General features: G+C 66.6%; 18 protein-coding genes. 11 read left to right on the top strand and 7 right to left on the bottom strand.

The features are described 5' to 3' along the window. Nucleotides 1-50: 50 nt before the first annotated feature. Together ACYVN4_RS36485 and ACYVN4_RS36480 are read left to right on the top strand one after the other, a co-directional pair. The gene (locus ACYVN4_RS36485) at nucleotides 51-932 is read left to right on the top strand and encodes an SPFH domain-containing protein (protein ID WP_460727292.1); all 882 of its coding nucleotides are present in this window, start codon (nucleotides 51-53) and stop codon (nucleotides 930-932) included. Then, the gene (locus ACYVN4_RS36480) at nucleotides 932-1090 is read left to right on the top strand and encodes a type II toxin-antitoxin system antitoxin (RefSeq protein ID WP_460727290.1); all 159 of its coding nucleotides are present in this window, start codon (nucleotides 932-934) and stop codon (nucleotides 1088-1090) included. The genes ACYVN4_RS36485 and ACYVN4_RS36480 overlap by 1 nt, the downstream gene beginning before the upstream one ends. 197 nt (nucleotides 1091-1287) lie before the next feature. Here the strand turns inward: ACYVN4_RS36480 and ACYVN4_RS36475 are convergent, their stop codons facing one another. Both ACYVN4_RS36475 and ACYVN4_RS36470 read right to left on the bottom strand, forming a co-directional pair. Beyond that, nucleotides 1288-2871 carry a serine/threonine-protein kinase gene (locus ACYVN4_RS36475; RefSeq protein WP_460727289.1) on the bottom strand — a complete coding sequence of 528 codons (1584 nt, stop codon included), beginning with the start codon at nucleotides 2869-2871 and terminating at the stop codon, nucleotides 1288-1290. Between the two features lie 43 nt (nucleotides 2872-2914). Next, nucleotides 2915-3787, bottom strand: a complete 873-nt coding sequence (locus ACYVN4_RS36470; protein ID WP_460727286.1) for a class I SAM-dependent methyltransferase — start codon at nucleotides 3785-3787, stop codon at nucleotides 2915-2917. 301 nt (nucleotides 3788-4088) lie between these two features. Here ACYVN4_RS36470 and rpsA point away from each other — a divergent pair, with 301 nt between their 5' ends. After that, on the top strand, nucleotides 4089-5567 hold the full coding sequence (rpsA, locus tag ACYVN4_RS36465) for a 30S ribosomal protein S1 (RefSeq protein WP_460727920.1): 1479 nt from the start codon (nucleotides 4089-4091) through the stop codon (nucleotides 5565-5567). Between the two features lie 144 nt (nucleotides 5568-5711). Beyond that, nucleotides 5712-6284 (top strand): TetR/AcrR family transcriptional regulator, encoded by a 573-nt coding sequence (locus ACYVN4_RS36460; protein WP_460727284.1) that lies wholly within the window; start codon nucleotides 5712-5714, stop codon nucleotides 6282-6284. Here ACYVN4_RS36460 and ACYVN4_RS36455 read toward each other — a convergent pair. Beyond that, a complete protein-coding gene (locus ACYVN4_RS36455) occupies nucleotides 6230-8485 on the bottom strand; it encodes an MMPL family transporter (protein WP_460727282.1) in 2256 nt (751 codons plus the stop codon). The two genes, ACYVN4_RS36460 and ACYVN4_RS36455, sit on opposite strands and share 55 nt — an antisense overlap. A gap of 232 nt (nucleotides 8486-8717) precedes the next feature. Between ACYVN4_RS36455 and ACYVN4_RS36450 the strand changes: the two genes are divergently transcribed. Next, complete coding sequence (locus ACYVN4_RS36450; RefSeq protein ID WP_460727280.1) at nucleotides 8718-10241, top strand: phospholipase C; 1524 nt, start codon at nucleotides 8718-8720, stop codon at nucleotides 10239-10241. A gap of 64 nt (nucleotides 10242-10305) precedes the next feature. Here ACYVN4_RS36450 and ACYVN4_RS36445 read toward each other — a convergent pair whose 3' ends face one another. Then, the gene (locus ACYVN4_RS36445; protein WP_460727278.1) at nucleotides 10306-10524 is read right to left on the bottom strand and encodes a hypothetical protein; all 219 of its coding nucleotides are present in this window, start codon (nucleotides 10522-10524) and stop codon (nucleotides 10306-10308) included. Between the two features lie 290 nt (nucleotides 10525-10814). Between ACYVN4_RS36445 and coaE the strand changes: the two genes are divergently transcribed. Continuing rightward, a complete protein-coding gene (gene coaE, locus ACYVN4_RS36440) occupies nucleotides 10815-12002 on the top strand; it encodes a dephospho-CoA kinase (protein WP_460727276.1) in 1188 nt (395 codons plus the stop codon). 7 nt (nucleotides 12003-12009) lie between these two features. Here coaE and ACYVN4_RS36435 read toward each other — a convergent pair whose 3' ends face one another. Further along, a complete protein-coding gene (locus tag ACYVN4_RS36435; protein ID WP_460727274.1) occupies nucleotides 12010-12534 on the bottom strand; it encodes a ribonuclease FAU-1 family protein in 525 nt (174 codons plus the stop codon). 211 nt (nucleotides 12535-12745) lie between these two features. Here ACYVN4_RS36435 and ACYVN4_RS36430 point away from each other — a divergent pair, with 211 nt between their 5' ends. Further along, nucleotides 12746-13171 carry a hypothetical protein gene (locus ACYVN4_RS36430; protein WP_460727272.1) on the top strand — a complete coding sequence of 142 codons (426 nt, stop codon included), beginning with the start codon at nucleotides 12746-12748 and terminating at the stop codon, nucleotides 13169-13171. 63 nt (nucleotides 13172-13234) lie between these two features. Here the strand turns inward: ACYVN4_RS36430 and ACYVN4_RS36425 are convergent, their stop codons facing one another. Next, the gene (locus tag ACYVN4_RS36425) at nucleotides 13235-13741 is read right to left on the bottom strand and encodes a DUF402 domain-containing protein (protein WP_460727270.1); all 507 of its coding nucleotides are present in this window, start codon (nucleotides 13739-13741) and stop codon (nucleotides 13235-13237) included. A 425-nt stretch (nucleotides 13742-14166) separates the two neighbouring features. Between ACYVN4_RS36425 and uvrB the strand changes: the two genes are divergently transcribed. Continuing rightward, complete coding sequence (uvrB, locus tag ACYVN4_RS36420) at nucleotides 14167-16332, top strand: excinuclease ABC subunit UvrB (protein WP_460727268.1); 2166 nt, start codon at nucleotides 14167-14169, stop codon at nucleotides 16330-16332. A 146-nt stretch (nucleotides 16333-16478) separates the two neighbouring features. Here uvrB and ACYVN4_RS36415 read toward each other — a convergent pair whose 3' ends face one another. Next, a complete protein-coding gene (locus ACYVN4_RS36415; RefSeq protein ID WP_460727266.1) occupies nucleotides 16479-16949 on the bottom strand; it encodes a VOC family protein in 471 nt (156 codons plus the stop codon). Between the two features lie 56 nt (nucleotides 16950-17005). On the opposite strand from ACYVN4_RS36415, the gene ACYVN4_RS36410 reads away from it, so the two are divergent. The 3 genes from ACYVN4_RS36410 (at nucleotide 17006) to ACYVN4_RS36400 (ending at nucleotide 19303) form a co-directional block, all read left to right on the top strand. Continuing rightward, nucleotides 17006-17869 (top strand): helix-turn-helix domain-containing protein, encoded by an 864-nt coding sequence (locus tag ACYVN4_RS36410; RefSeq protein ID WP_460727264.1) that lies wholly within the window; start codon nucleotides 17006-17008, stop codon nucleotides 17867-17869. Between the two features lie 88 nt (nucleotides 17870-17957). Further along, entirely contained in the window at nucleotides 17958-18374 is a 417-nt protein-coding gene (locus tag ACYVN4_RS36405) for a DoxX family protein (protein ID WP_460727262.1), read from the top strand. A 476-nt stretch (nucleotides 18375-18850) separates the two neighbouring features. Next, nucleotides 18851-19303 (top strand): universal stress protein, encoded by a 453-nt coding sequence (locus tag ACYVN4_RS36400; RefSeq protein ID WP_379365711.1) that lies wholly within the window; start codon nucleotides 18851-18853, stop codon nucleotides 19301-19303. Nucleotides 19304-19314: the final 11 nt, after the last annotated feature.

Here is a 19314-nt window from a genome sequence, read left to right as displayed (position 1 = left end):
CGCCGGCTCGCGCTATCGTTGTGATATCACTTCGATACTAGGAGAGTGTCATGGAGTTGCGTCGAGCCTTCCGGTTGAACGGGTTCGTCATGTTGGGGGTATTCGCTCTACTGATCGTCGCGATCGCCTTCGAAGCGCGGGGAATCCATACCCGAGCCGATAGTCACGAAGGCTCGTCGACGGCCCTGGGGGTCCTGCTGGCGCTGACGATCCTCGCGATCGTGTTGTTGGCCAGCGGCTTCGTCACCGTCAACCCCAACCAGGCCAAGGTGATCCAGTTCTTCGGCCGCTACATCGGCTCGGTCACCGAATCCGGATTCCACTGGGTGACACCGCTTTCCAGCCGCCGCGGCATCTCACTGCGGGTCCGCAACTTCGAGACCCAGAAGCTGAAGGTCAACGACCTCGACGGCAACCCCGTCGAAATCGCCTCCGTCGTCGTCTATCAGGTGGTCGACAGCTACAAGGCCGCCTTCGCCGTCGACGACTACGAGGACTTCGTGACCACCCAGTCCGAGACCGCGGTCCGGCACCTGGCCACCACGCACCCGTACCAGACCGACGACTCCGGCACCGCGAGCCTGCGCGACGGCACCGAGGTCGCCAGCGAGCTCACCACCGAGCTGGGCGAGCGCACCCAGCTGGCCGGCATCTCGATCATCGAGGCCCGCATCACCCACCTCGCCTACGCCCCGGAGATCGCCCAGGCCATGCTGGTCCGCCAGCAGGCCGCCCAGGTGGTCGCCGCCCGCAGCCGCATCGTGGAGGGCGCGGTCGGCATGGTCGGCATGGCCCTGGACAAGCTCGCCGAGCAGGGCGTCGTCGAACTCGACGAGGAGCGCAAGGCCGCCATGGTCTCCAACCTCCTGGTCGTACTCTGCGGCGACCGCTCCGCCGCCCCCGTCGTCAACGCCGGATCCCTCTACGCCTGATGGTCAAGCGCGAGCCGAAAAAAGTGCTGCTCCGGCTCGACCCGGCGATCCACGACGCGATCGCCAAATGGGCCGCCGACGACCTCCGCAGCATCAACGCCCAACTCGAATACGCCCTCCGCCTAGCCCTCAAACAGGTAGGCCGAGACCCGAAATAACCGCCCCCACCCGCCGCCCCAACCGATTCCGGTTGGGGCGGCGGCCTTTTGGTGCTGACTCGTAGCCTCGGCCGCATCGGGACCGGAGCCATCGACGATGCGACCGCCGCGATCTCCCACGACCAGCGAGCAATGCGGAGGTCGGCGGTCGGCCGCCGACCAGCCGCGCGGCGTCCAGGCCAGGCTGGAATACGCAGTCAGGAAACCACTTCGGAGCTGTCGATCAGGTAGCCGCCTCCGTACTGGACCAGTTTCGCCCTGCGTGTCTCGACCCGTGTCCGTCCGTCGGTGAAGTGCAGGGTCAGGCGGTAGCCGACGGCCATCGCGGGCACCGCTGCGGCGGTCTCCCCGACTGTGACCGAATCAACTGTGCCCCAATAGTTTCGGTACTCCTCGTAGCCGCCCAGGGCGTCCTGGTAGCGGGTGGTCAGCCACGTCCAGGTGCCGAGCGTGTTCCCCGGCAGCAGCTTGTAGTACACCCGGATGTAATCCGATAAATTGTCCGCGGTCACCGGGAAGAAGGAGGTGGGGGCGCTCGTGGTCGGCGACCCGGTGGGCGCGGTCGAGGTGGGGGAGCCCGCACCTGTCGGCGCGGGACCGGCGGTGGTCGCCGAGATCGGCGGTGCGGAGGCGGAATGACTGTCGCCCTGACGCATGTCGACCTTCACCAGCGTCACCGCGGCGAACACGGCCACCGCCAGGGCGGCTGCCCACATCAGCGCGCTCAATGACCGTTTCGCGGGATCCGGTGGTGGCGGCCGGAATTCCACCGGCGGGCCCGTCTGCTCGGTCGCACCGTCTTCGCGCAGCATTCGGGTCACCGGCGGGTCGGCCTGTGCCCCGGCGCGTCTCGACGCCAAGTTCCCGGCCATGATCGCGGTCTCGGCTGACGGCGCGGGATCGGGAAGCTCGAGCGTGGACTGTGCTTGCGACGGCGCGGCGGCACGGGCTGGAAGCGGTGGCAGGTCGGTGCCGGCCAGGGCGGCCCGTGCGGCAGCGGCCAGGGTTCCGGCCGCGCGATAGCGCTCCCGGGGATCCTTGGCCATGCCGCCCGCGATGACCTCGTCGAAGGCCGCCGCGCCCGCGCCGAGTGCCGCCGAAGGGTGGGGCGGCGGGACCGAAAGGTGTGCGGCCACCTGCCTTTCCACGCTCGGCCCCGGAAACGGCTTCGAGCCCGTCAGGCATTCGTAGAGCACGCAGGCCAGTGAGTAGACGTCGGCTCGCGCGTCGTAGTCGGTCTGCTCGAGCCGTTCGGGCGCCATGTAGGCGAAGGTGCCGACGGCCGCGCCGCCACTGGTCAAGCCGGTATCGTCACCGCCACGCGCGATGCCGAAATCGATGAGGTACGCGAAATCGCCCGATGTGATCAGAATGTTCGACGGCTTGACGTCCCGATGCACCAACCCGGCGGCATGCGCGGCGTCCAGCGCGGCCGCGATCTGCGTCAGATAGCCGACCGCCGTCTCCGGTGGCAGCGGGCCCTCGGCCAGCTTCGTCCCCAGATCCGTGCCCTCGACCAGCCGCATGTCCAGGTACAGCCGCCCGTCGATCTCCCCGTAATCGTGGATCGGAATCACATGCGGCTCGTTCAGCCGCGCCGCCGCCTGCGCCTCCCGGCGGAACCGCTCCCGATACACCCGATCGTGCGCCAGCCCCGGCGGCAGCACCTTGAGCGCGACCACCCGATTCGTCCCGGTGTCGTAGGCCCGGAACACTTGCCCCATCCCGCCCGCTCCGAGCAGGTCCAGCAGCCGGTAACGGCCGAACGGGCTCTCCTCCACGCCACACCCCCCTGTGATCCACCACGAGGGTACGGCGACTACTTCAGGTGCGCTTCTCGGTGACGAAGATGGCTGTGCCGGGGAAGATTTCGCCGCGCAGCGGGCTCCACTGGCCCCATTCGCGGTCGAGCCACTCCGGCCAGTCGGGTTCGATGATGTCGACGAGGGTGAGGTTCGCGGCGACGATCTCGCGGACCCGGTCACCGACGGTGCGGTGGTGTTCGACGTAGGTGGGTTCGCCGTCGGAGTCGAGTTCGACGTACGGGGTGCGGTCGAAGTAGGGGATGGTGGCGCGCAGGCCGTCGGGGCCGGGGTCGTCGGGGAAGATCCAGCGCATCGGGTGGTTGACGGAGAAGACCCAGCGGCCACCGGGTTTCAGGACGCGGTGCACCTCGCTCATCACCCGCCCGGAGTCGGCGACGAAGGGGACCGCGCCGAAGGCGGAGCAGGCCAGATCGAAGGATTCGTCGGCGAAGGGCAACTCTTCAGCGCCCGCCTGGATGAGTGGGACGTGCGGTCCGCCCGCGGCCATGGCGGCCAGGCCGCGATCGAGCATCGCGCGGGAGATGTCCAAGCCCACGGGGTGCGCACCGTGCGCGGCCAGCCAGCGCGAGCAGGGCGCCGAGCCGCAGCCGATCTCCAGGATCCGCTTTCCTTCTATATCCCCGAGTAGTCGCCAGTCACCTTCGTGCAACCCCTCGGGGCACCACACGAACTCGCCGGCGGGGGAGTCCACGCCGAGGAAGTCGGCGTGCGTCTCGTGGTAGGCGTCGGCGTCGGCGTCCCACCACTTGCGGCTGGCCCGGGCACTGGATTGCGAATCGACCTTGGCGCGAGTCACTCCCACCGTTCCGAGCAGTGCATTGGCCTGGGCGTGCCGGACGTCGTCGGGGGTGGCAGAGTGATCTTCGGACATGGGCTCACCCTATCGAGCCGCACACGGGGACCCATGTTTGCTTGGTACAACACGTGTCGCGTACGCTGTTTTCCGCGAGTGTCTTCTGTACACGGTTTCTCGAGACCGCGTAGAGCAGACAATCGTGCTGTGAGTCCGCATGCCTGTATTTGAAGAGATACAGCAGGGCAGCGTTGCGCAGCGTCGCAGCGATGTGCTGTGCATGTCTGCCAACGTTAGTTCCAACTGCTGTGTGTTCGCAGCAATACCGAAAGTCCACATGTCCACTACCGACCACAATCCGTCCGGAGCCTCCCAACACATGCCCTCCACCGTCACCTCGCCGCAGGTAGCCGTCAACGACATCGGCACTGCCGAGGACTTCCTCGCCGCTATCGACAAGACCATCAAGTACTTCAACGACGGCGATATCGTCGAAGGCACGATCGTCAAGGTTGATCGTGATGAGGTCCTTCTCGACATCGGTTACAAGACCGAAGGCGTCATCCCGTCTCGCGAACTGTCCATCAAGCACGATGTCGACCCGAATGAGGTCGTTTCCGTGGGTGATGAGGTCGAGGCCCTCGTTCTCACCAAGGAGGACAAGGAAGGCCGCCTGATCCTGTCGAAGAAGCGCGCTCAGTACGAGCGGGCTTGGGGCACGATCGAGGAGCTCAAGGAGAAGGACGAGGCCGTCAAGGGCACCGTCATCGAGGTCGTCAAGGGCGGCCTGATCCTGGACATCGGTCTGCGCGGCTTCCTCCCGGCTTCGCTGGTCGAGATGCGTCGCGTCCGCGACCTCCAGCCGTACGTCGGCAAGGAGATCGAGGCCAAGATCATCGAGCTCGACAAGAACCGCAACAACGTGGTCCTGTCGCGTCGTGCCTGGCTCGAGCAGACCCAGTCCGAGGTCCGCTCCGAGTTCCTGCACCAGCTGCAGAAGGGCCAGGTCCGCAAGGGCGTCGTGTCCTCCATCGTCAACTTCGGTGCCTTCGTGGACCTGGGTGGCGTCGACGGCCTGGTGCACGTCTCCGAGCTGTCCTGGAAGCACATCGACCACCCGTCCGAGGTTGTCGAGGTCGGCAACGAGGTCACCGTCGAGGTCCTCGACGTCGACCTGGACCGCGAGCGTGTCTCCCTGTCGCTCAAGGCGACCCAGGAAGACCCGTGGCGTCAGTTCGCCCGGACCCACGCGATCGGTCAGATCGTCCCGGGCAAGGTCACCAAGCTGGTTCCCTTCGGTGCCTTCGTGCGCGTCGAAGAGGGCATCGAGGGCCTGGTGCACATCTCCGAGCTGGCCGAGCGCCACGTCGAGGTCCCGGACCAGGTTGTTGCCGTCGGCGACGACGCCATGGTCAAGGTCATCGACATCGACCTCGAGCGTCGTCGTATCTCGCTGTCGCTGAAGCAGGCCAACGAGGACTACACCGCCGAGTTCGACCCGTCGAAGTACGGCATGGCCGACAGCTACGACGACCAGGGCAACTACATCTTCCCCGAGGGCTTCGACTCCGAGACCAACGAATGGCTCGAAGGTTTCGAGAAGCAGCGTGAAGAGTGGGAGACCCGGTACGCCGAGGCCGAGCGTCGCCACAAGATGCACACCGCTCAGATGGAGAAGATGGCGGCTGACGCCGCCGCTGAGGCCGCCAACGGCGGACCGCAGAACTACTCCTCGGAGACCGGCGCGCAGGCTGCGACCTCGTCGTCGTCCTCCTCGTCGGATCAGCCCGCCGGCGGCTCGCTCGCGAGCGACGCGCAGCTGGCTGCCCTCCGCGAGAAGCTGTCGGGCAACGCCTGATTCGCTTTCCCTGACGGGATAGGCTGAATCGAAACCCCCGGGTCCTCATTGGACCCGGGGGTTTTCGCTATTCTCGGCAATGAGATGTCCGAGTCAACCTTTGCTTCCACGCCCTCGCTCTGGGAACGCCGAAAGATCGAGGCGATGAGCCGAATCCAGCGGATCGCGCTGGAGTTGTTCGACCAGCACGGGTATCGCGAGGTCACCGTCGAGCGCGTGGCCACCGCCGCGGGTGTGTCACCGAGTTCGATCTACCGGTATTTCGGGACGAAAGAAATGCTGGTCCTCTACGACGAGACGGATCCGCAGGCGCTCGCGGTGATGCGGTCCATCGGTGGCGGGCAGACCCGTGATTTCCCGGAACTGCTGGCGATGGCACGCCCGCTGGTCCCGGCGGTGCTCGACGAGATCGTCACCGACGACGTCGACTACCGGACCCGGGTGCGGCTGGGCTATGTGCGGTCGATCCCCGAGGTGCGGCTGCGGCAGACCGAGCAGTGGCGGGCGCTGGAGGACGAGTTCCGGATCGCGTTCGCCGAACTGAGCGGGCGTGACCCCAACGATCTGAAGCTGCGCATGGCTGCGGCCATCGCCATCTGGAGTTGTATGGCGGCGTTGGATCATTGGGAGGGAACGGGTTTCGCCGCTCGGCTGCGGGATGTCTACGCCGAGGTGGTGGAGTCGATCCTGGTCGCGCTGGAGGCCGTCTTCCGCTGACGGCGCAGGTTCGGCAGCCACCAGTTCCAGCGGCCGAACAGCCGCATGAAGGCCGGGACCAGGATCAGGCGCACGATCACCGCGTCGATGGCGACCGCGACGGCCAGCGCGAAGCCGATCTCCCTCAGCTCCATGACATCCGCGCTCAGGAAGCTCGCGAACACCGCGACCATGATGGCGGCCGCCGCGGTGATCGGGCGGGCGGTGCGTTGCAGACCCTCGGCGACGGCGGTGGCATTGTCGCCGGTGCGGTCCCAGGTCTCCTTCATCCGCCGGATGAGGAAAACTTCGTAGTCCATGGACAATCCGAACAGCACTGCGAACACCAGCATGGGCAGGAACACTTGCAGGAAGCCAGCGCTGCGGAAGCCAAGCAGGTCCTGGCCGAGCCCGTGCTGGAACACCGCGACCGTAATGCCCAGGGCCGCACCGGTGGCCAGCAGATTCAACGCGATCGCCTTGAGCGCCAGCACGATCGAGCGGAAGGTCACCACCAGGAAGATCAGCGACGCGGTCAGCACCAGGGCGATGACCCAGCCGAAGCCGCGCGAGATCTGCCCAGACACATCGGCGAACATGGCCGGGGTGCCGCCGACCAGGACTTCGGCGGCGTCGACAGTCTTTGCGCGGGAACGGATATCGGCCGTGAGATCGCTCACGGTGGTCGAGTCGAACGAATCCTTGGGCACGACCGTCACCAGATAGCGGCCGTCGGCCTGCAGTGGCAGCACATTCGCCACCCGCGGATCGCGGGCCAACTCGTCGCTCAGTAACCGCACCTCGCTGCGGCCCTCGAGCGACAGCGGGGTATCGCCGGGGCCGGAGGCCACCACCTGGATCGGTGAGAGCAGTCCCGGCCCGAAGTTGTCCTGTACCAGGCGAGTTGCGTGCCCGGTGGGTCGATCGCCCAGCGAGTTCAGGCCCATGTCGATGCCGTAGCGAATCCCGGTGATGGGCAGTGCCGCCACCGCCAGCAGTGCCACCCCGAGCACGCCGAAAATGATCGGGCGGCCCATCACCAGATGTGCCCAGCGCGCCCACGCCGTCGAGGCTGCCGTCGAGCGGGTCTCGGCCGGGCGTAGCCGCGCGGGCAACGCGCCCCGGTTGACCGCCGGGCCGAGCACGGCCAACAGCGCGGGCAGCAGGGTGAAGGCGGCCGTCAGGGTGCCGAGCACCGCGACCACCACGCCCAGCGCCACCCCGTCGAGCATGGGCAGGCCGACCACCAGCAGCGAGCACAACGAGATCATGACGATGATGCCCGAGGCCAGCACGGTGCGGCCGGTGGTGTCGAAGGTCGCGCCGACGGCGGCATGGATATCGGTGTGGGCCTTGCGATCCCGTATGCCGCGCTTGGTCAGCTCCTCATTGAACCGGCTCACCAGGAACATGGCGTAGTCGATGGCGGTGCCGGTGCCGATCATGGTGGCCACCGACAGCACGAACGAGTCGAAGGTCAGGAAGCTCGCCAGCCCGAACAGCACGCCCACCGCCAGTGCGATCCCGGCCGCGGTGACGGAGATCGGAATCGTGGCCGCGACGGCCGCGCCGAGCGCGAGCACCAGCACGACCGCCGCGATGGGCAGGCCGATGGCTTCGCCGCGGCTGATGTCGGCGGTCTCCATCCGGATCAACTCGCCCTCGACCGGCGAGTATCCGGTCAGGTCGGCGCGCACCTCGCTGTCGGAGGCGGCGGTCAGCGCGGTTTGCAGCCGGGCGGTGACATCGACGCGTTCGGACATGCCGCCGTCGATGCCGACGATGGCGAGCGCTGTGTGCCGGTCGGCGGAGATCTGCTGTCGCGCATCGCCTTCGAACGGGCCGACGGCACCGGGAACGCCCGGGACCGCGCGTGCCGCGCCAAGTACGCGATCGATCGCCGTCCGGAAGCGCGGATCGTCGACGGTGTAGCCGTCGGCATGCAGCACGATCAGGTCCTGCTCCGTGCCGAGCACCGAGAAGTGTTGTGCGACGCGGGTTTCGGCCTGAGCGGAACTGGACCCCGGCACCGCGTAGTTGGGTGCGCCCAGTCGCGCGTGCAGGGCCGGATACGCCGCCCCGCACACCACGATCAGCACCAGCCACACGCCGATGACCGTCCACCGGTGCCGGGCCAGGAAGCCACTCCAACGCCCGAGCGGGCCGAGCCGCGGTGCGGATTGCGGCGGGCGGGGCGGATCTGCGAGGGCCTGACTGGTCATGCTGACTCCCACGGTCGATATCTGATAGTCACTATCAGGTATGCGCGAAAGCTTAGGCCGACCCGGCAATGAGGTGCAAGTCACTGTCAGGAATCCACGGCTGGACCCCGTACGGTTACGAGTGGTTCGCTAGGCCGTCATCATTCGAGGGTTGGATGCGAACTGGACGCGCGACCGGGTAGCTTCGCGGCGTTCCCTTCATTCACTCCTAGCGGGAAGGCACCACCGGAGCATGGGCGTGTTCGCCGGAATCAACAGGCGCGATTTTCTGGCGAAAGCCATGGCCGCGGGCGGTGCGGCCTCGCTGGCCTCACTGGCCAACCCGATCATCGAGCGGGCCTACGCCGCCGACCCGGCCGGCATGGGCGGACTCGGCGACATCGAGCACATCGTGCTGCTCATGCAGGAGAACCGCTCCTTCGACCACTACTTCGGAACCATGTCCGGCGTACGGGGATTCAGCGATCCCTCCCCGGCCTGGAACCAGTACGGGTACACGCCCGGAGTCGGCCCCACCCCGGACGGCTTCCTCAACCCGTTCCGTCTCGACACCACCCGCGGCGCGAGCCTCGACGGTGAGTGCATCAACGACCCGGACCACAGCTGGCCCGCCATGCACAAGGCATGGAACGGCGGTAAGAACGACGGCTGGATGCCCATGTCCATCGCCTCGGTCGGCGCCGGAAACGGCCCTGCCGCAATGGGTTACTACACCAAGGACGACGTCCCGGTGCACTGGGACCTGGCCAACGCGTTCACCCTGTGCGACAGCTACCACTGCTCGGTGCTCGGCCCGACCGACCCCAACCGGTTGTACTGGATGTCGGCGACCATCGACCCGGACGGCCTCAATGGTGGCCCGCTGCTCGAGACGCCGACCCTCATCCCGCAGAACGCCTACAGCTGGCGGACCATGCCGGAGAACCTCTCCGACGCCGGGGTCAGCTGGAAGATCTACAACAACCGTGACATCGGCCCGCTGTCCTCGGTGCTCCTCGACGGCATGCTCGGCTGCTTCAAGCAGGCCGCCGACCCGGCCTCGGAACTGGCGCGGCGCGGCAAGGCCCCGGCCTACCCGCAGGACTTCGCCGCCGACGTGGCCGCCAATCAGCTACCCGCGGTCTCCTGGGTGATCCCGCCGCTGCTCAACTGCGAGCACCCCGCGCTGCCACCGGCTTTCGGTGCGGTCGGCATCATGCAGGTGCTCGACATCCTCACCTCGAATCCGGCGGTGTGGGAGAAGACGGCGCTCATCGTCAGCTACGACGAGAACGGCGGCTTCTTCGACCACGTCACCCCGCCGACCGCGCCCGCGGGCACGCCGGGGGAGTACATCACCGTGCCGACGGACAAGAAGTTCGAGGGCATCACCGGTCCGATCGGGCTCGGCTACCGCGTGCCGTGCTTCGTGATCTCGCCGTACAGCCGTGGCGGTCTGGTCGCCTCGGAGACCTTCGACCACACCTCGCAGCTGCGCCTGATCGAGCGCCGCTTCGGCGTGGACGTGCCCAACCTGACGTCCTGGCGGCGCAGCGTCACCGGCGATATGACCTCGGCCTTCGATTTCGGATCGAGCCCGGACGCGACGAAACCCGCGTTCGCCCCGGCGAATCGGAAGGTGGACGAGGCAATCGCGCAGTGCGGCCCGAACATTGCGCTGGGGACCGCGACCGTCGGCACGCCGTACCCGGTGCCGCCGAACGCCATGCCCACGCAGGATCCGGGCACGCGGCGTAAGCCGAGCGGCATCGTGTAACACGCGCACAAAACTAGTGGCTCGGTCCGAAAGGGCCGGGCCACTGCTGGTTTCGGGGGGAGGATCAGCCGACGGTGGCCGGTACCCAGTGCCGCACGAGAGCAGGTTCGGACGACCGTTTTCGCATGGCCGCGAAGCTGTGCCGAGCCGGGCTGAGGAGCGCGGTCAGCCAGGGTCGCCGATATTCGGCGAGAGCGGCTGCTACGGCGGGGATCTCGAGACAATGCACGGTGCCCGCCAGGCCCAGACGGTGGCGACCCGTCTGGAGTTTGTTGGTGCCCACTGATAATCCTTCTCTTGCGTGTTACCGGCCCACTATCGCCTGCGGCGAACCATAGCCGAACAAAAGTGTGGATCGCCGAATATTGCGCGACGTACGCCCCGGCGTGTCGGAATGTTGCCGACAAACGGTCGGGATTGACCGAAAAAGTTGCGAAATGATCTCGTCGGCGTCACGGAACGGCCAAGGACTGTGCTTGCAGGTGAAACCGCAGGCTGGAGTGGGTAATCCGGACAGTCCGGCGGGTAACCCCTGAACGCCGCCCCGACCGGCCGCAATGCGAGACTGGACCAATGTTGCGAATCGGTCTCACCGGAGGCATGGGCGCGGGCAAATCCACCGTGGCCCGCATTCTGACCGAACTCGGTGCCGTCCTGGTCGACAGTGACGTCATCGCCCGCGAGGTGGTCGCGCCCGGCACCGAGGGGCTGGCCGCCCTGGTCGCTGCCTTCGGCGACGACATCCTCGCCGCCGACGGCAGCCTCGACCGGCCCGCCCTGGCCGCCAAGGCGTTCGCCACCGACGAGGCTCGCGCCACCCTCAACGGCATCACCCACCCGCTGGTCGGCAAGCGGACCGCCGAACTCATCGCCGCCGCGCCCGTGGACGGCATTGTGGTGCAAGACATTCCGCTGCTGGTGGAGAACGGGCTCGGGCCGTTCATGAACCTGGTGTTGGTCGTCATGGCCGATGTCGAGACCCGGGTGCATCGGCTCAAGGCGTTCCGCGGCATCTCGCCCGAGGACGCGCTGGCCCGCATCCAGGCGCAGGCCACCGATGAGCAGCGCCGCGCCGCGGGGGATGTGCTGCTCGACAACAGCGGTGCGCCGGGTGAATTGGAGCCGGTGGTGCGCGAGCTGTGGGAGCAGCGGCTGGTGCCGTTCGAACGCAATCTGCGTGCGGCAACTCGCTCGCCGCGTGGCGCCGTGCGTCTGGTCGAGGCGGATCCGACCTGGGCGGCGCAGGCGCAGCGTGTCATCGCGCGACTCGCCGTGGCGTGTGGTGACCGGGCCCAGCGCATCGATCACATCGGCTCGACGGCGGTCGACGGGCTGCCCGCCAAGGATGTCCTCGACATCCAGATCACCGTCGCCGACCTCGGCGTCGCGGACTCGCTGCGAGAGCCGTTGCAGGCCATCGGATTTCCCCGCATCGACAGCATCACGATGGACGATCCCAAGCCCGGCACCGACCCGGCGCGGTGGGAGAAGCGCATCCATACCAACGCCGATCCGGGCCGTCCGGTCAATGTGCATGTGCGCGTGGACGGTTGGCCGGGGCAACGCTTCGCGCTCGCGTTCGTGCAGTGGCTGCGCGGCGACGCGGCCGCGCGCGCCGAGTACCTCGAGATCAAGCGCAAGGCCGAGGCCGCTGCCGCGGGGCTGGACGGTCCCACCGCCATCGAGGCGTATCTCGCGGTGAAGACGCCGTGGTTCGAGCAGGTCTACCCGCGGGTGCTCGCCGAGACCGGGCAGGGCTAGCGCGAAGCTACATCCAGGTCAGTTCGATCCCGTGCTTGGCCAGCCAGGCCTCGAAACTGTGGCCGTGCGCGGCGATTCCGTCGATGGTCGAGGTCGCGGACTCGATGGCCTGCTGCGCCTCGGTGAGGGTGAGGTAGCCGGCGGCGTGGGCGGCGAGTAGTTCGTCCACGTCGAGTAGCTCGACCTCGCGGCCCTGGCGCACCACCAGATCCAGGTAGTGGTCGACGGACTTCCACTGCTTCGGGCCGACCTGCGCGAACTCGCCGATATCGATGTAGTAGTCCTGATCGCGCAGGTGCGCGGGGGTGAAGTGGAAAACCGTGGCGCGCAGCGACACCGTGGGCAGCAGCCAGGATTCGATGTAGTGGAACTCGGGATGGTCGGAGGTGCGGGCCATGTAGAGCCCCCACGGCTCGACCTGGTAGCGCTCCACCTGCCGCACGAAACCCTTGGGATCGATATTGGTGAGCTCGTCGATATTGAAGTACTCCACCTTGGGTCGGTGCAGGTTCACCGCGGGTGCCCGAGTCATGCCATTCAGCATCGCTGCTTCGGCGGCGGTCGTCCAGGGGAGCGGATGTTGCGTCGCCGACAGATTGCTGGAATCCGGTGCCGGGTGCGCCGATTTTTCCCAAAAGCCAATCTGAAGCGGTGATGTTTCGTTAATGTGCGGCTGCGCTGTTCCTTCGCGCACCAGCGTTCGTCGCACCTGGACGGGCGCCTCAACCTAGGGAAGAAACTGCATGAACCACATCAATCCCGGCGCCCGGCGGGTCGGGCTGGGCGCCATGACCTTCGGTGCGGTGGCCGGTGTCGCCGTGCTGGTCGCGCCGCAGGCCGGTGCCTGGCCGAGTGATCTGACGATCTCCGGTGGCTCGAGCCACAATGTCGGCTGCTCGTACACGCTCACCGCGACCGTCACGCTCGACCGATTGACCTCGGTGAGCTTCAAGGACAACGGCACCGAATTGACCGGCAGCCCGGTAACCCCGTCGCTGCTGAGCAATAACGTCACCATCAGCTGGACCCCGAGCACCACCGGCTCGCACACGCTGACCGCGACCCAGGATCTGATCACCAAGTCGCTGGCCGTCGACGTCTCGCCGGCCAGCAGCTTCGGCAGCTTCGGCTGCGGCCTCAACGGACTGCTCCCGAGCCTGTCCGGCTAGTCGCAGGGCGGGCAGACCCGTGGCACCCGGTCCGAACCCATTGCGGACCGGGTGTTCTCGTTTCTAGAGCCAGGTGAGCGTGATGCCCTGGCGACCGAGCCAGGCGTCCACATCGTGGTTGCATCCGGCGATGCCGTCCACCACGGCCGCGGCGCGCTCGATGGCGCGGTGCGTCTGGGCGGTGTCGAAATGGCCTGCGGCGTGGGCGGTCAGCAGATCGTCGATGCCGACCAACTCCGGTACCTGACCGGGCCGGGCCACCACGTGCAGGTAGTGGCTCTCGGCGCGCCACTTCTTGGTCGCGCACGGACCGTACTCGCCGATGTCGAGGTAGTAGGTCTGGCCGCGGGAGTGGCCGGGGCGCAGGTGGTAGACCGTGGCGCGCAGCGTGAGCTCGGGCAGCATCCAGGTCTCGATGTAGTGGTAGCGCGGATTGTCCACCGTCCGTTCGACATACAGACCGAACGGTTCTGCGTGGATTCGCTCCACGGGGTGTAGAAACCCGCGATAATCGGTCCACGAGAGATCCGCGAGATTGAAGTATTCGAGCCTTGGGCGATGCGGGGACACCGAAGGAGTGTTACCGATCGCTGCATGCGGGCGTGTGCCATTGGTGGAATTCCGCTGCGGCGTAAACAGACCGGTCATCGCCCTGCCTCTTCTCGAATCGTGCGACCAGCGAGCCCAGAGTACACCCGGAGACCGGGATTCAAACCCCCGTGAACGGACTGAGATCTACGCGACATCACGTAGTCGCGCGGGCGTGAAATCCACTGGGGCACGGGCCAATTCGGACATTAGAACTCCTTTACCGAATTGAGTGCGCGACTAGAGAATTGGTACGGTCGCCACGCTGTGGAGCCGGGGTGCACGAGACCGAGCCACTCTCGGGCGAAGATTGTGTCGGCCCCGGAGTCTGGATGCCTCACCCCCGAGACCGGCACCCGCGCGTCCGCGACCGACACTTGTCGGTGGGGCGTCCTAGGCTGGTGGGCATGGCATTCGCAACCGAGATCCCGGACGACGTGCCGATGGCCCACTCCGAGCACCGGCCCATCGGCGAGATCGAGCGCATCGACGGTCAGTTTCGGGTGGTCAGCGAACATAAACCGGCCGGTGACCAGCCTGCCGCCATCGAGGAGTTGGAGCGACGCATCCGGGCGGGGGAGAAGGATGTCGTCCTGCTCGGCGCCACCGGTACCGGCAAGTCGGCCACCACGGCGTGGCTGATCGAGCGGTTGCAGCGGCCCACCCTGGTGATGGCTCCCAACAAGCTGTTGGCCGCGCAGTTGGCCAACGAACTGCGCGAGATGCTGCCCAACAATGCGGTCGAGTACTTCGTCTCGTACTACGACTACTACCAGCCCGAGGCGTATATCGCGCAGACCGATACCTATATCGAGAAGGACAGCTCGGTCAACGACGATGTGGAGCGGCTGCGGCACTCGGCCACCTCGAGCCTGCTTTCGCGCCGCGATGTCGTGGTGGTCGCGTCGGTGTCGTGCATCTACGGCCTGGGCACGCCGCAGTCATATTTGGACCGGTCGGTCGAGCTGGAGGTCGGTCAGGAGATCGACCGCGATCGGCTGCTGCGGTTGCTGGTCGATGTGCAATACACGCGCAACGATATGTCTTTCACCCGTGGCTCGTTCCGGGTGCGTGGCGACACCGTCGAAATCATTCCCTCCTATGAGGAATTGGCGGTGCGCATCGAATTCTTCGGGGACGAGGTCGAGGCGCTCTACTATCTGCATCCGCTGACCGGTGATGTGGTGCGGCAGGTGGATATGGTCCGCATTTTCCCGGCCACCCACTATGTGGCGGGTCCGGAACGCATGGAGCGCGCGGTGCGCGATATCGAGGTGGAACTCGAGGCGCGGCTGGCGGATTTGGAGAAGCAGGGCAAATTGCTGGAAGCGCAACGACTTCGGATGCGCACCCAGTACGACCTGGAGATGATCAAACAGGTCGGCTTCTGCTCGGGCATCGAGAATTATTCGCGGCATATCGACGGTCGCGCGGCGGGTACCGCGCCGGCCACACTCCTGGATTATTTCCCCGAGGATTTCCTGCTCATCATCGACGAATCGCACAACACCGTGCCGCAGATCGGCGGCATGTACGAGGGCGATATGTCGCGCAAGCGGAATCTGGTGGAGTTCGGGTTCCGGCTGCCGTCGGCGGTCGACAACCGGCCGCTCACCTGGGAGGAGTTCGCCGACCGCATCGGTCAGGCGGTGTACCTCTCGGCCACCCCCGGACCCTACGAATTGGGCCAGAGCGGCGGCGAATTCGTCGAGCAGGTCATCCGGCCCACCGGCCTGGTCGATCCGCACGTGGTGGTGAAGCCGACCAAGGGGCAGATCGACGATCTGGTGCACGAGATCCGGCTGCGCGCCGAGCGCGACGAGCGTGTCCTGGTCACCACGTTGACCAAGAAGATGGCCGAGGATCTCACCGACTATCTGCTGGGTCTGGGTGTCCGAGTCCGCTACCTGCACTCGGAGATCGACACGTTGCGCCGCGTGGAACTGCTGCGGCAGTTGCGCCTCGGCGAATACGACGTGCTCGTCGGCATCAACCTGCTGCGTGAGGGCCTCGACTTGCCCGAGGTATCGCTGGTCGCCATTCTGGACGCCGACAAGGAAGGCTTCCTGCGGTCCTCGACCAGCCTCATTCAGACCATCGGCCGCGCGGCGCGCAATGTCTCCGGTGAGGTCCACATGTATGCGGACAAGATCACCGACTCCATGCGCCACGCCATCGACGAGACCGAGCGCCGCCGGGCCAAGCAGGTCGCCTACAACGAAGAGCGCGGCATCGACCCGAAACCGTTGCGCAAGAAGATCGCCGACATCCTCGACCAGGTCTACCGCGAAGCGGAGGAGACCGAAGTCGAGGTCGGCGGCTCCGGCCGCAACGTCAGCCGCGGCCGCCGCGCCCAGGGCGAACCCGGCCGCGCCGTCAGCGCCGGCGTCTACGAAGGCCGCGACGTCAAGAACATGCCCCGCGCCGAACTGGCCGACCTCATCAAGGACATGACCGCCCAAATGATGAACGCCGCCCGCGAACTCCAATTCGAGTTGGCAGGCCGTCTCCGCGACGAAATCGCCGACCTGAAGAAGGAACTACGCGGCATGGACGCCGCCGGATTGTCGTGAGAGAAAGCCAGCGACACAACGCCTTTCGAGGTCCAACCGCCGGAATGGCGAGGCGAGGTCTCCGCTCGATGGGGCTCGAGCGCCGCTCGATTGCGCGGCTGCTTCCCTGCCCGGCTGGGGATTTGCCGGTCTGGGGAGTGGATTCCTCAGCCCTGCTGGGCCATCCATTCGTCGACGCGGCGTTCGGCCTCCTCGCGGGAGACGTCTTCTACCCGGGTCATGACGATCCAGCGGTGGCCGAAGGGGTCCATGACTCGGCCGTAGCGGTCGCCGGTGATGAAGGTGGCGGGGTCGGAGACGAAGCGGGCGCCGTGGGCGGTGGCGAGTTGGGAGACGGCGTCTACGTCGGGGCAGTAGTGGACGACGCTGGTGTGGACCCAGTCGTCGGCGGGGGCACGCAGGCCCTCGTCGGGGATGGGCATGCCGACCTGGATGGTGGAGTCGCCGATCAGGAGTTCGGCGTGGGCGGCCTGGCCGTCGGGACCGTCGTTGCGGCTGAGCAGTTTCGCGCCGAAGACGGCGGTGTAGAAGTCGATGGCCGCATTGGCGTCGGGGACGGCGAGGAAGCAGGTGATGGAGTGGTAGCCCTCGGGGATGGGATTCACGGTGTCGCTCATGGCTTTTACTCTCGTCGCCGCGGTAGCGATGGTCTTGTAAGAAAGCGACAGGGGCGATGACCGGCGCAGACCAGAACGAGAACCGCTTCGCGCCCCGCCAGGTGCCGCCGCCGGAAACCGCGAAGGGCATCCTGCGGCCGCGCCAGCAGAACGCGGCCGGCAATCACAGCCGCCTGCCCGCGGGCGAGCGGGTCTCGCGCTATGTCGAGTGGTACTGGCTGGTGCGCTGGGATCGGCGCGGCCAGCCGCCGTTCCAGGCGGAGGTGCTGTCCTATCCGTGCGTGAACCTGACCTTCGAGCGCACCCATGAGCGCACCGGGGCCTTCGTGACGGGTGTGTGGACAACCAAGTACGTGCGCGAATTGGCCGGGCTGGGTGAGACATTCGGGGTGAAGTTCCGCGCGGGTGGCTTCGGTGCGTTCACGGGACTTGACGTCGGGGCGTTCAGCGACACCTCGGTCCCGGCGGCCGATATCTTCCCCGGCGCGGACGCGCTGTCCGAGGCCGTACTTGCCAGCGACGACGCTCTGCACCGCCGCGATCTGATCGAGGATTTCCTGGTCGCAGCACAGCGGGAAGCCGGTGACGATGCCGCCTACCGGCAGGTCCTGGAGATCATCGCGGCCATGGAGCATGATCCCGACCTGACCCGGGTCGACCAGGTCACCGACCGTTTCGGCATTCCGATTCGCACCTTGCAGCGCCTGTTTCGCCGCTATGTCGGCGGCAGCCCGAAGTGGGTGTTGCGCCGCTACCGCCTGCAGGACGGTGCGCAACTGCTCGCGGACGGCCGCACCTCGGATCTGGCGGCGCTGGCCGTCGAGCTCGGCTACTTCGATCAGGCGCATTTCTCCAACGAGTTCGCCAAGGAGATCGGCATGCCTCCGCTGGAGTACGCCCGTATCTCGCTGACTTCCTGAAAACCCGCTGGTCCGGGAATTTCCACGCCTTCGATCAAGTTGGTTGCCGTATCACCCAATGGCTTATCGATCATCGAAGGAGCGGGCCATGGACGTGCTGGTTTTGATCGGACGGATCCTGTTCTCGCTGTTGTTCCTCGGCTCTGGCTTCGGGCACCTCGCCCAGCGCAAGAGCATGGCGGAGTACGCCAAGTTCAAGGGCGTACCCCTGCCCGAATTGGCGGTCCCGGCCTCGGGCGTACTGCTGCTGGCCGGTGGTCTCAGCATCCTGCTGGGCGTCTGGGCCGACCTCGGCGCCCTGCTGCTGATCGTGTTCCTGGTGCCGACCGCCTTCCTGATGCACGCCTTCTGGAAGGAGACCGACCCGCAGGCCAAGCAGGGCGAGATGGCGCACTTCAACAAGGACATCGGCCTGGCCGGTGCCGCGCTCATGCTGTTCGCGTTCTTCGCCTACGTCGGCGCGGATCTCGGATTGACGCTCACCGGACCGCTTTTCAGCCTCTGATCCGATCGCGGCGCTATAGTATTGCGCGTCATTGATCGGCCGGTAGGGAAGAGGATCGCATGCGTTTGGTGGATACAGCCTTCCTCAGCGCGATTCTCGGCTGGTTGTGGGCCGAATATCGCGAGCTGTGAAGCAGGGCGAAGTCACTGATTCGCGGGCCGCCCGTTGTGAGTTCTCACAGCGGGCGGCCCGCGGTCGGTTCGGGTGATATCGGGCTTGTGACGAATGTCCCAGTGCCGCAACGGTGTTGGCATTATGTGGGCCGCGTCGCGACCGCTCGAGGAATTCGCTGGTAGTCGATGCCCTGTTCGGACCGGATACGCAATGTGTGCGACGTCGGTCGCGCCACGTGAGTGTGATGTGTTGCGATATCGAATATTTCCGCCTGTTATGCCGCTATTGTCAGGCGAAGTTGCCGCGGCGGTAACCCCACCGTTGTGGACGTCGCGGCCCCGACCCTTGTACTTGGAGGAGAAATGACCGCCTACCGGACGATCGTCGTCGGTACCGATGGCTCGGACTCGTCGTACGTCGCCGTCGAGCGGGCCGCGGCTCTGGCCGGCGACGAGGGCGCCACGCTGTACATCGCCTGTGCGTATTTCCCGACCGACGACCGTGACGTGGCCGCGGCCGCCGACGTGTTGAAGGAAGAGGCGTACCAGGTCCGCGGCTCCGCACCGACCAGCGAGATCCTGCGCGTGGCCCGCGACAAGGCGATTGCCGTCGGCGCGGTGAACGTGGTGGAGAAGGCCGTGGTCGGCGAGCCCGTCGAGTCGCTGCTGGACCTGCTCAAGGAGGTGGACGCCGACCTGCTCGTGGTCGGTAACCGCGGGCTCAACACGCTCGCGGGTCGCCTGCTCGGTTCCGTGCCGTCGGACGTGGCCCGCAAGTCGCGCAGCGATGTCCTGATCGTGCACACCGTGCGCTGAGTGGGGCTTCG

Source organism: Nocardia heshunensis, assembly GCF_054782115.1.
This window is presented reverse-complemented; position numbering and strand designations above follow the sequence as displayed.

Excerpts from the sequence above, each read along its gene's own strand:
- rpsA (WP_460727920.1), top strand. The coding sequence starts at position 4,089 with ATGCCCTCCACCGTCACCTCGCCGCAGGTAGCCGTCAACGACATCGGC.
- ACYVN4_RS36480 (WP_460727290.1), top strand. The coding sequence starts at position 932 with ATGGTCAAGCGCGAGCCGAAAAAAGTGCTGCTCCGGCTCGACCCGGCG.
- coaE (WP_460727276.1), top strand. The coding sequence starts at position 10,815 with ATGTTGCGAATCGGTCTCACCGGAGGCATGGGCGCGGGCAAATCCACC.
- ACYVN4_RS36415 (WP_460727266.1), bottom strand. The coding sequence starts at position 16,949 with ATGAGCGACACCGTGAATCCCATCCCCGAGGGCTACCACTCCATCACC.
- ACYVN4_RS36455 (WP_460727282.1), bottom strand. The coding sequence starts at position 8,485 with ATGACCAGTCAGGCCCTCGCAGATCCGCCCCGCCCGCCGCAATCCGCA.
- ACYVN4_RS36405 (WP_460727262.1), top strand. The coding sequence starts at position 17,958 with ATGGACGTGCTGGTTTTGATCGGACGGATCCTGTTCTCGCTGTTGTTC.
- ACYVN4_RS36485 (WP_460727292.1), top strand. The coding sequence starts at position 51 with ATGGAGTTGCGTCGAGCCTTCCGGTTGAACGGGTTCGTCATGTTGGGG.
- ACYVN4_RS36460 (WP_460727284.1), top strand. The coding sequence starts at position 5,712 with ATGAGCCGAATCCAGCGGATCGCGCTGGAGTTGTTCGACCAGCACGGG.
- ACYVN4_RS36450 (WP_460727280.1), top strand. The coding sequence starts at position 8,718 with ATGGGCGTGTTCGCCGGAATCAACAGGCGCGATTTTCTGGCGAAAGCC.
- ACYVN4_RS36410 (WP_460727264.1), top strand. The coding sequence starts at position 17,006 with ATGACCGGCGCAGACCAGAACGAGAACCGCTTCGCGCCCCGCCAGGTG.
- ACYVN4_RS36435 (WP_460727274.1), bottom strand. The coding sequence starts at position 12,534 with ATGACTCGGGCACCCGCGGTGAACCTGCACCGACCCAAGGTGGAGTAC.
- ACYVN4_RS36470 (WP_460727286.1), bottom strand. The coding sequence starts at position 3,787 with ATGTCCGAAGATCACTCTGCCACCCCCGACGACGTCCGGCACGCCCAG.
- ACYVN4_RS36430 (WP_460727272.1), top strand. The coding sequence starts at position 12,746 with ATGAACCACATCAATCCCGGCGCCCGGCGGGTCGGGCTGGGCGCCATG.
- uvrB (WP_460727268.1), top strand. The coding sequence starts at position 14,167 with ATGGCATTCGCAACCGAGATCCCGGACGACGTGCCGATGGCCCACTCC.
- ACYVN4_RS36400 (WP_379365711.1), top strand. The coding sequence starts at position 18,851 with ATGACCGCCTACCGGACGATCGTCGTCGGTACCGATGGCTCGGACTCG.